The following is a 10,457-nucleotide window of genomic DNA, read 5'->3' as shown; positions in this document are numbered from 1 at the left end:
GGCTTGAGCCGCAGACGGGAAGGCCGTACCGCGCGGGGCGCGCGGTACGGCCTTCTTGCGTGGATGACGAAAAAAAGAACCCGCTCAGCGGCGCGGCAGCACCATGGGCGGCGGCATGCCCTCGTCGGGCCGCTGCGGGTAGACCGAGCGCCCGAACTGGTTGCCCATGCGGTGGCCCGTGGCTGCGCGGTTGAACAGGCCCAGCTGGTTCGACGGCCGGCTGGCAATGGATTCGGAGGCCAATGCGGAGCCTGCGGCTGCCGCGGCGCCCTCAGCCCCGGGCTGGGCCTGCGGCCTGAGCTTTTGCGACAGGCATTCAAAGGAAGCCGGCGCGCGCTGGCCGTTGACTTCGACATCGAAGCAGGCGTTGTCGTTGGCGGCTGCGCGTGGCCCGGGTTGCGCGTGCAGCTGGCCGGCACCTGCCAGCACCAGGGCCAGGCAAAGCAGGGGAAGGGGGGCGCGAAGCCGTCGGGCCAAAGCGTGGGCGTGCATGGGTTCTGTGCAGTGCGCAGGCATTGTGGCCGCGACCCGCCGAAATTTCTTCATGAAGTTTTAGTGACAAATGACGGTTTGGATGAAGCGCCAGCGTCTATGTATCAGGACGTGAGCACCGTCATCTGCGCACCGCAGGATGAGGGCCAGCAAACGCCATCGTTCGACCGCACAACAAGCGTATTTCGGGTTCATCCAGATGATCGACATGAAGAAGAGCGCACCGCTCGCACAGGCCCGCGCGGTGACGCTGGCGGTGCTGGCCCTGGGCGCGGGCCTTGCCGCTGCGCAGACCCCGCCCGCCGCCGCAGCCGCGCCCGAAGCTTCCGCTTCGCCGGCTGCACCGACCCCGGGCGCGCAGGCGCAGGCCGTGCAGCAGGTCGACGTGTTCGAGTACATCGTGCGCGGCAACACGGTGCTGGACGCGCGCACCATCGAGCTGGCCGTCACGCCCTTCCTGGGGCCGCAGCGTTCGCTCAAGGACATCGAGGCCGCGCGCGATGCGCTGCTGGCCGCCTACCAGGCCAAGGGCTACCAGTCGGTGTATGTGGACCTGCCCGAGCAGCAGGTCACGGACGGGCTGGTCTTCCTGCAGGTGACCGAAACGCGCGTGGGCCGCGTGCGCGTGGTGGGCGCTGAATACAACTCGCCGGTGGAGGTGCGCGACCAGGTGCCCGCGCTGGCCGAGGGCAAGGTGCCGGACTTCACGCAGGCGCAGGCCGAGCTGACGGCCCTCAACCGCGGCGGGCGCCGCCAGGTGATGCCGCTGGTGCGCCAGGGCGCCATGCCCGGCACCATGGACGTGGACCTCAAGGTCGAGGACAAGAACCCCTGGCGCGCCAGCATCGGCCTGAACAACGACTACAGCGCCGACACCGAGAAGCTGCGCGTCATGGGCTCGCTGGGCCATGACAACCTCTGGCAGGCCGGCCACTCGGCTTCCATCAGCTTCTTCGGCACGCCGCAGGACCTGAACCAGACCCAGGTCTGGTCGGGCAGCTACAGCATGCCGCTGCGCGGCTCCAACTGGGCGCTGGAGTTCTCGGGCTACCACTCCGACAGCAACGTCTCGACCGTGGGCGGCACCAGCGTGCTGGGCAAGGGCTATTCGATCGGCGTGAAGACCAGCTACACCGTGCCCGACAGCGGCGCCTGGTGGCACAACTTCAGCGTCGGCGTGGACTTCAAGAACAACAAGGAAGCGCTGCAGCTGGGCGACACCAGCGACGAGGTGCCGCTGAAGTACGCCCCCATCACGCTGGCCTATTCCGGCTACTACCAGGGCGAGAAGCTGCAGGCCGGCGTGGGTGTATCGCTGGTCACCGGCACGCGCACCTTCGCGGGCTGGGGCAGCGACTGGGAGGCCTTCAACTACAAGCGCTACAAGGCCTCGCCCAGCTTCCAGATCGCCAAGCTGGACTTCAACGGCAGCTACACCTTCGACAACGACCTGCAGGTGGGCTGGCGCGCCTCGGGCCAGATCACCGACAGCCCGCTGGTTTCGGGCGAGCAGATCGCCGCCGGCGGCATGAACTCGGTGCGCGGCTATCTCTCGGCCGAAGCCACGGGCGACGTGGGCGTGGTGGGCTCGCTGGAGCTGCGCTCGCCGCGCATCACCTGGCTGGGCGAGCACATCGACAACTGGCGCGCCCATGTCTTCTTCGATGCCGGCTGGCTGCGCCTGCGCTCGCCGCTGCCCGAGCAGGAGGACCGCTTCCGCCTGGCCTCGGTCGGCGTGGGCACCAGCCTGCGGGTGGGCCAGCACGTCAATGCGCGCCTGGAGTACGGCTACCCGCTGCGCCACGGCCCGCGCACCGAACGCCACGACCCGCGCCTGACCTTCAGCGTCAACGTCACCTTCTGAGCACGGCCTCTGCTGCGCTGCGAGCAAGCCACCCATTCATCACGACTTCCACCACACACGAATTCCCGGAGAACTCCTGTCATGCGACGCTTCCTACTTCTGTTGCTCACGTCGTTGAGCGCGCTCCTGCCGAGCCTGGCCCATGCCTGGTGGCAGCCGGACTGGGCCTATCGCAAGCCCGTGACCATCGACGCCGGCCCGCAGGGCGGGGCGCTGGGTGGCGATGCGGGCCGCACGCCCGTGCTGGTTCGCCTGCACACCGGCAACTTCAGCTTTGAAGGCGTGAGTGAGACCGGCGCCGACCTGCGCTTCGTCGCCGCCGACGACAAGACGGTGCTCAACCACCAGATCGAACAGTTCGATCCGCTGCTGGGCATGGCCCTGGTGTGGGTGGACGTGCCGAACCTGCAGGCCGCTGCGCCGCAGCCGATCTGGATGTACTACGGCAACCCCAAGGCCCCGGCCTCGGGCAACGGCCAGCTGAGCTTCGACCCCAACTTCACGCTGGTCTACCACTTCGCCGAGACCGGCGCCCCCGCGCGTGACACCACGGCCTATGGCAACCATGCGCAAAGCACGGCCCAGCCCGTGGAAGGCACGGTCATCGGCCGCGGCGCGCAGCTGGGCAATGCGCCGCTGATGCTGCCTGCATCGCCCTCGCTGGCCGTGCCGGCCGGCAGCGCCTTCACCTTCAGCGCCTGGGTGCGCCCCGACACGCTGGGCCCGCGCCAGGTGGTGTACCTGCGCCGCGACGGCACGGGCGAGCTGGTGGTCGGCATCGACCAGGGCGTGCCTTTCGTGCAGGTCAACGGCCAGCGCAGCAACCCGGGCCAGCCGGTGCAGGCCGGCCAGTGGTCGCACCTGGCGGTGAAGGCCGAAGGCAGCACCATCGCGCTGATGGTCGGCGGCCGCCAGGCCGCCACCCTGGCCACGCCGCTGCCTGCACTCAACACGGCGGCTGCACTGGGTGCCGACACGGCCCCGCCCGCCGACCCGGCGCAAGCCTGGATGCCCTTTGCCGGCGCCATCGACGAGCTGCGCCTGTCGAAGGTGGCCCGCCCCGACGCCCAACTGCTGGCCGATGCCGTCTCGCAGGGCGCCGACTCGCGCCTGACCACCTTCGGCCCCGACGAGCAGCAGGCCGGCAAGAGCCACTTCGGCTTCATCCTGGCCGCCATGCCGCTGGACGCCTGGATCGTCGTCGCCATCCTCGGCGTGATGATGGCCATGTCGTGGGCCATCATGATCGGCAAGGGCCGCAGCTACGGCGCGATGGACCGTGCCAACGCCGCCTTCATGGGCTTCTTCCGCGAAACCGCCGGCGCGCCGCTGGATTCGCTGGCCCGCTCCGACAAGGTGCCCGCGGGCGTGAAGGCCGATTCGCCGCTGTGGCGCCTGTACGAAGTGGCGGTGGAGGAAATGCGCCGCCGCCATGCACGCGGCTACGACATGAACTCGGTGTCCACCGCCACCATCGGTGCCATCCGCGCCGCCATGGACGGCGTGATGGTGCGCGAGAACGAGCGCATGTCCAAGCGCATGAACTGGCTGTCCACCACCATCGAAGGCGCGCCTTACGTGGGCCTGTTCGGCACCGTGATCGGGATCATGCTGGTGTTCGTGGTGGCCGCCATGGCCGGTGCGGTGGACATCAACTCCGTCGCCCCCGGCATGGCCGCCGCACTGCTGTGTACCGCCGCCGGCCTGGGCGTCGCGATCCCCGCGCTGTTCGGCTACAACTGGCTGGCTTCGCGCTCGGACGCCATCGGCGCCGACATGGCCGTGTTCGTGGACGAGTTCGCCACCCGCCTGGCCGAAGAGCAGGGCGAGGGCCGCGAGATCGCGCGGCTGCGGAGCGCCTGAGATGGCCAACCACGCAGCCAAGTTCGGCACCAAGAAGCGTGCCGGCGGCATCAACATCACGCCCTTCGTGGACGTGCTGCTGGTGGTGCTGGTGATCTTCATCCTGACCAGCAACGCCAGCATCCCCGGCCTCAAGGTCGACCTGCCCAAGGCCAGCGCCTCGGTGGCGCTGGAAAAGCCCAAGACCAAGGCCGTCACCATCGACAACGGCGGCAACGTCTTCCTCGACGCCTACCCGGTCACGCTGGCCGAGTTGGAGCAGCGTCTGCGCACCGAGAAAGCCCTCGCGCCCGACTTCCCGGTGATCGTGCGCGGCGACTCGGCCGTGCAGTACGCCAAGGTGGTGGAGGTGCTGGACCTGCTGCGCCGCATCGAGCTGAACCAGGTCGGCCTGGTCACCGGCAAGCCACCGGTCTGAAGAAGGAGCGCAAGTGCCCACTAGTTCTTCCAACGCCTCGCAGCCCCGGTCCACCCTCTCGTTCTGGGGCCGCTGGGGCGGCTGGGTCATCGGCGGCCTGGTGGCGCTGCTGGCCCTCGCGGTGCTGTGGTACCTGCTGGCCGGCACGGCCAGCACGCGGCGCGCGGCGCCCGAGACGGCCATGCTGATGCTGCCGCCGCCTCCACCGCCCCCGCCCGAGCCCGAGAAGCTGCCCGAGCCCGAACCCGAGAAGGTCGAGCCGAAGATCACCGAAGTCGAGCCCACGCCCGTGGAGCCGCAGAAGGACGACAAGCCGCTGGAGGATGCCCCGCCCAGCCCCTCGCCCGATGCCGGCGACCCCGTCACCATGAACGCCGAGGCGCAGGCCGGCGTGGGCGGCGTGCTGGTTGGCGGCGGTGGCGGCTCCACCGGCGGGGGCGGCGGCGGTCTGGGTGGCCGCTTCTACGAACGCTATGTCTCCACCTTGCTGCAGCAGGCGCTGGCGCGCGATCCGCGCACGCGCAACCTGGTCTTCGCCGACCTGCGCGTGGACATCTGGCTGGCCGCCGATGGCCGCACCACCCGCGTGCAGCTGGCACAGGGCACGGGCGATGAGCGCATCGACGAAGCCGTGATCGCGCTGGTGCGCGGCATCGAGCAGTTCGACGAGCGGCCGCCGCAGACCATGCGCTTCCCCATGCGTGTCTCGATGCGCGGCAGCCGCCCTTCCTGAGGCCGGCCCCAACGAACAAACCAACACATCCGAAGACTTCCCATGCACAACACATCAAGACTCGAACTGCGCGCGCGGCCCACGCGCTTCGTGCGCACGGCGCAGGCCATGGCGGTGGCCACCACGCTGGCCCTCACGGCCCTGACGGCCGCCGCCCAGGCCCCCGCCGCGGCAGGCACTGCGGCTGCCGCGCCCGGCGAGAGCGCCATGGTCCGCCTGATCCGCGGCCTGATCCAGAGCGGCGCGCTGGCCCGCGACGTGGGCGAGGCCCTGCTGGCCCAGGCCCAGACCGAAGCGCTGGCCGCCCAGCAGGCCCAGCGCCAGCTGGCCGTGGCTGCCGCAGCGGCACCCGCTGCCGGCGGCCTGCGCCCCGCGGCCGGCGATGTGCGCGTGCCCTACATCCCGCAGACCGTGCGCGACCAGATCCGTGACGAGATCAAGGGCGAAGTCATGGCGCAGGCCAAGACCGAAGGCTGGGCTTCGCCCAACGAGGTGGCCGAGTGGACCAAGCGCATCCGCTTCGAAGGCGACCTGCGCGTGCGCCACGAGTCGCGGCTGTTCGGTGGCGGCAACAGCAACACCATCAACGACTTCCAGGCCATCAACGAAGGCAGCGGCCTGGACGTGAACCCCAACACCAGCAGCAGCTTCGGCCCGCTGCTCAATACGCGCCAGGACCGCAAGAACCTGTGGCGCGCCCGCGCCCGCATCGGCCTGGTGGCGGACCTGTCCGAATCGACCCAGGCCGGCGTGCGCCTGGCCAGCGGCAGCGACGACAGCCCCGTCTCCACCACGCAGACGCTGGGTGGCGGCCTGCGCAAGAAGGACATCTGGCTCGACCAGGCCTGGCTGTCGTACAAGCCCACCGACTGGCTCAAGCTCACGGGGGGGCGCTTCGCCAACCCCTTCGTCTCCACCGACATGCTGTTCTCCAACGACCTGAGCTTCGACGGCGTCGCGGCGCAGTTCGACAAGACGCTGTCGTCCAACAAGGACCTGCAGCTCTTCGGCACGCTGGGCGTGATCCCGCTGGAATACTCGTCCGACAGCTTCCCGCGCACCAGCCAGGACAAGGCCGCCAGCGAGAACAAGTGGCTGTTCGGCGTGCAGGCCGGCGCCAACTGGAAGCTCAACGACAACAACCGCCTGCGCGGCGCGCTGGCCTACTACAACTTCAACAACATCCGCGGCGAGCGTTCCAGCCCCTGCGCGTTGTATGCCGGCGCAGACCACTGCGACACCGACTGGTCGCGCCCCTCGTTCATGCAGAAGGGCAACACGCTCATGATGCTGCGCGACATCCAGCTCAACCCGGCCGACCCGGCCAACACGCCGCAGCCGCAGTACCTGGGCCTGGCCTCCAAGTTCCAGCTGCTGGACCTGAACGCGCGCTGGGATACCAAGATCGCCGGCCGCTACGACCTGCGCCTGGACGCCAACGTGGTGCGCAACCTCGGCTACGACGAGGGCGAGATGTTCCGCCGTGCCGGCGGCGGCATCGTGAACAACTGGCGCGTCAACGCACCGCTGCTGCCCACGCAGGCCGACTTCCGCAGCGGCGGCAGCGCCTACATGCTGCAGGCCACGCTGGGCAAGCCCAGCCCCTCGGCACGCGGCGACTGGAACGTGCTGGCCGGCTACAAGTACATCCAGCCCGATGCACTGCCCGACGGCTACAACGACTCGTCCTTCCACCTGGGCGGCACCAACGCGCGCGGCTACTACATCGGCGGCTCGTACGCGATCGACAAGAACCTCTGGTTCACGGGCCGCTGGTCGGCCACGCGCGAGGTGTATGGCGCGCCGCTGCAGATCGACACGCTGCAGCTTGAACTCAACGCGCGCTTCTGAAGGCGGATGATCCCGATGCCATACGCATTCCGCCCCCCGCACGTTGCCGGTGCCCTGGCGCTGGCCGCCGCGCTGCTGGCCGCCGGCCTGCCCGCGCAGGCGCAGCAGGCTTCGATGGAAGAGCGGCTGCGCACGCAGCTGCGGCTGGTTTCCAGCCAGCTGCAGCAGACCCAAAACGAGCTGGCGCAGCTCAAGGCCAGCGGCGCTGCCAGCCCCGCCGCGGCACCGGCAGCCAAGCCTGCCGAAGACAGCGAGGAGCTGCGCAAGAACCTGGCTTCGAGCCGCGGCCAGCTCGCGCAGGAGCGTGCGGCCCGCGAGCACGCGCAGGCCGAGCTGGCCACGCTGCGCGAGCAGGCGCGGCAGGCCATCGCGCAGTCGCAGGCCCGCGAAGCGCAGGTGCGCGCCGCCCACCAGCAGCTGCTGGGCCTGGCCAACGCCTCCGAAGCCGAGCGCCAGCGCCTGGCGCAGAGCACGACCACGCAAGGCGCCGCCGTGCAGCAGTGCGAGGCCAAGAACGCGCAGCTCTATGCCGTGGGGCAGGAGCTGCTGCGCGCCTACGAGACCCTGGACGTGGGCGCCGTGATGGGCGCCCGCCAGCCTTTCGCCGCGCAAACGCGCGTGAAGTACGAGCAGATCGCGCAGCAGTACGGCGACCGCCTGTACGAAGGAAAGTTCGATGCGCGCGCCGTCACCGTGCCTGCGCCAGCCAGCGGCACTGCGCCAGCCGCGCCGGCTGCAGGCAGCCCGGATGCGTCCAGTACCCAGGCCGGGCCGCAGCGCTGAATCTCAACCGTCAGAACTCGACCATGAGCCTGTTTGATTCCCACACCCTGCGCGGCGGCCTCGGCCTGCTGCTGGCCTGGATGGTGGGCTCGGCCGCCGCGCAGGCGCCGGCCCCTGCCGCCGGCGGCCCGGTCATCGCGCGCATGGGTGCCATCGGCATCCAGCAATCCGAAGTCGACCTGCTGCTGCAGAACCTGGCACCGGCCGAGCGCGAGCAGCTCAAGGGCAACCGCGCCGGCCTCGAAAACTGGCTGCGCCAGCGCGTGGCCAGCGAAGCCCTGCTGCGCGAGGCCCAGCAAAAGCGCTGGGCCGAACGCCCCGAGGTGAAGGCCCGCGTGGACGCGGCCGTGCGTGAAGTCACGGCGCGCCTGGTCGGCGGCAGCTACCTCGATTCGGTTTCGCAAGTGCCCGCAGGCTACCCCTCTGCAGCCGAGCTGCAGGCCGCCTACGAGCGCGCGCGCCCCGGGCTCGAGTTGCCGGTGCGCTACCGCGTGGCGCAGATCTACCTGGCCACGCAGCCCGGCGCCGATGCCGCAGCCGTGGCCGCCGTGCGCGCCCAGGCCCAGCAACTGGCGGCCCAGGCCCGCAGCGCTGACTTTGCCGCGCTGGCCCGCGAGAAATCGCAGGAGCCGCGCAGCGCCGCCCAGGGCGGCGAGGTGGGCGCGCTGCCGCTGGCGCAGATGCTGCCCGAGATCCGCGAGAGCGTGACGCGCCTGCAGCCCGGCCAGGTCAGCGAAGCCCTGCAGTCGCCCACGGGCTTTCACGTGGTCAAGCTGCTTGAAACCCTGCCGGCGCGCACGGCCACCTTGCAGGAAGTGCAGCCGCGCCTGCAGGCCGCGCTGCGCGAGCAGCGCCGCCAGCAGCTGGTGGCCGAGCACATGAACAAGCTGGCGCCCGCGGCCAGCGTGAACATCGACAGCGCTGCGCTCGACGCGGCGCTCACCCGGATCGAATGACACGAAGCGGGGCGCGCCGCGAGGCCGTTCCCCCTTGCTTCCCCCCTTCGTTTTTTTGCCTTTCTCGTACCGCTACAGGAATTCCCATGGCCCAGACCCAAGATACCCAGACTCCCGCCCAGCCGGCCACCGGTGAACTGCTCTTTTCCGTGAGCCCCGACCAGGTCGGCGAAGCCATCAAGGCCGCCGGCTGCGCCGTCACCGCCATCGAGCAGGACGGCGTGGTGCGCCTGCACAGCGCCAGCCACGGCGTGGGCTTCCAGGTGCTGTGGGGCAATGCCCTGACCCAGGGCCACTACGTCGACTTCACGCTGAGCTGCCCGCTGCGCGTGCAGGGCGGCACGCTGCCCGAAGGCGTGCTGGCCGACTGGCACCGCGCCAAGCGTTTTGCGCGCGTGGCCCAGCACGGCGATTTCGTCGTGCTGGAAATGGACGTGCTCACGGCCGGCGGCATCAGCCCCAACCACCTGGCCGTCCAGGCCCAGCTGTGGACCCAGATGATGGGCCAGTTCTTCCTGCATCTGCGCAACTTCAAGGCACCCGAAGCCGCCGAGCCTGCCGCCGCCGACGCGGCCCAGGCGGCGCTGCAGGGCGAAGCGGCCGAAGCCTGAGCGACGGGCCGCCGCGTCCTCGCCGTCCAGCGTTGAAGAAAAAGGAAGACATCGCCTTGGCCCGCGTGCTCGATGCCGCGCGTGCGCGCAGTGCGACCGAAGCGCACAGCCTGCAGCAGCAGCCAGGTTTGACCCAACGCCAGCGCGAGCGCACGCGCCGCGCCGGCCGCATCTGGGAGCGGCAGCGCCAGGCCTTCCTGCGCCTGCTGGTCGAATCGATGGAAGAGTTCGGCATCACGCAGGCCGAGCTGGCCGACGAGCGGCGCAGGCTGCAGTTCGAGCGGGCGCTGCCCGCGGCCCCGGCCAAGGCCGCGGGGTCATGAGCTGGCTTCGGGCGTGACCCACCCTTTTCTCCGTTCCCTGAGCAGCAGCATTCCATGGTCAAGAAACCGTCCCGATTCGCTCTGGCAGGTGCGCGCCTGCGTCGGCTGCTGGCCTGGCTCGGCCTGGCCGGGATGGCTGCGGCCTTGCCGGTGCCCGTGTTGGCCCAATCGGTGCCGCAGCACTGGATCAGCTACGCCCAGCTTGTGGGCGGCCAGTTGCAGCAGGGCCTGAGCGACCCCGCGAACGAGGCCGTGGTGCGGCTGCACAGCTGGATGCAGGCGCGCATCCTGTCGGGGGCCGAGCCGCAGCAGGCCGCGCAGCCGCTGCGGGTGCGCGTCTGGATCGCTGCCTCGGGCCGGGTGTCGCAGGCCGAGTTCGCGTCGCTGGGTCAGGCCCAGGCCGATGCTGACCTGCGCGCGGTGCTGACGGCTCAGAGCATCACCGAGGCACCGCCGCCCGACATGCGCCAGCCGCTGGTGCTTGAGCTGGCCCTGGGCTTCGGGTCCTAGGAACGTGAACACGTTCTAAGCCCGGGGGCCGCTGCGGCGCATGTCGCCGCTGG

Annotated in this window: 11 protein-coding genes; 10 read left to right on the top strand and 1 reads right to left on the bottom strand. The window is 70.2% G+C overall.

Annotation, left to right across the window (positions count from 1 at the left end; all coding sequences use genetic code 11):
- Window positions 1-84 precede the first annotated feature (84 nt).
- Entirely contained in the window at window positions 85-492 is a 408-nt protein-coding gene (locus PGB34_RS01360) for a hypothetical protein (protein WP_271426270.1), read from the bottom strand.
- A gap of 208 nt (window positions 493-700) precedes the next feature.
- Between PGB34_RS01360 and PGB34_RS01355 the strand changes: the two genes are divergently transcribed.
- The 10 genes from PGB34_RS01355 to PGB34_RS01310 all read left to right on the top strand — a co-directional run bounded on the left by PGB34_RS01355 (window position 701) and on the right by PGB34_RS01310 (window position 10,404).
- Window positions 701-2,356: a ShlB/FhaC/HecB family hemolysin secretion/activation protein gene (locus tag PGB34_RS01355; RefSeq protein WP_271426269.1), complete on the top strand. Its 1,656-nt coding sequence runs from the start codon at window positions 701-703 to the stop codon at window positions 2,354-2,356.
- A gap of 114 nt (window positions 2,357-2,470) precedes the next feature.
- Entirely contained in the window at window positions 2,471-4,219 is a 1,749-nt protein-coding gene (locus PGB34_RS01350) for a DUF2341 domain-containing protein (protein WP_333909003.1), read from the top strand.
- A gap of 1 nt (window position 4,220) precedes the next feature.
- A complete protein-coding gene (locus tag PGB34_RS01345; protein WP_271426267.1) occupies window positions 4,221-4,637 on the top strand; it encodes an ExbD/TolR family protein in 417 nt (138 codons plus the stop codon).
- Window positions 4,638-4,650: 13 nt separating this feature from the next.
- A complete protein-coding gene (locus tag PGB34_RS01340) occupies window positions 4,651-5,370 on the top strand; it encodes an energy transducer TonB family protein (RefSeq protein ID WP_271426266.1) in 720 nt (239 codons plus the stop codon).
- Window positions 5,371-5,412: 42 nt separating this feature from the next.
- Window positions 5,413-7,221 carry a putative porin gene (locus PGB34_RS01335; RefSeq protein WP_271426265.1) on the top strand — a complete coding sequence of 603 codons (1,809 nt, stop codon included), beginning with the start codon at window positions 5,413-5,415 and terminating at the stop codon, window positions 7,219-7,221.
- Between the two features lie 15 nt (window positions 7,222-7,236).
- A complete protein-coding gene (locus PGB34_RS01330; protein ID WP_271426264.1) occupies window positions 7,237-8,004 on the top strand; it encodes a hypothetical protein in 768 nt (255 codons plus the stop codon).
- A gap of 23 nt (window positions 8,005-8,027) precedes the next feature.
- Window positions 8,028-8,960, top strand: coding sequence for a peptidylprolyl isomerase (locus PGB34_RS01325; protein ID WP_271426263.1), 933 nt, complete (start codon window positions 8,028-8,030; stop codon window positions 8,958-8,960).
- A gap of 86 nt (window positions 8,961-9,046) precedes the next feature.
- Window positions 9,047-9,571 carry a YbjN domain-containing protein gene (locus tag PGB34_RS01320; RefSeq protein ID WP_271426262.1) on the top strand — a complete coding sequence of 175 codons (525 nt, stop codon included), beginning with the start codon at window positions 9,047-9,049 and terminating at the stop codon, window positions 9,569-9,571.
- Between the two features lie 32 nt (window positions 9,572-9,603).
- Window positions 9,604-9,894, top strand: a complete 291-nt coding sequence (locus tag PGB34_RS01315) for a hypothetical protein (protein WP_271426261.1) — start codon at window positions 9,604-9,606, stop codon at window positions 9,892-9,894.
- 54 nt (window positions 9,895-9,948) lie between these two features.
- Window positions 9,949-10,404, top strand: coding sequence for a YbaB/EbfC family DNA-binding protein (locus PGB34_RS01310; RefSeq protein WP_271426260.1), 456 nt, complete (start codon window positions 9,949-9,951; stop codon window positions 10,402-10,404).
- The last annotated feature ends 53 nt before the right edge of the window (window positions 10,405-10,457 follow it).

The organism is Xenophilus arseniciresistens (assembly GCF_028023875.1).
Taxonomy (GTDB): domain Bacteria; phylum Pseudomonadota; class Gammaproteobacteria; order Burkholderiales; family Burkholderiaceae_C; genus Xenophilus; species Xenophilus arseniciresistens.
This window is presented reverse-complemented; position numbering and strand designations above follow the sequence as displayed.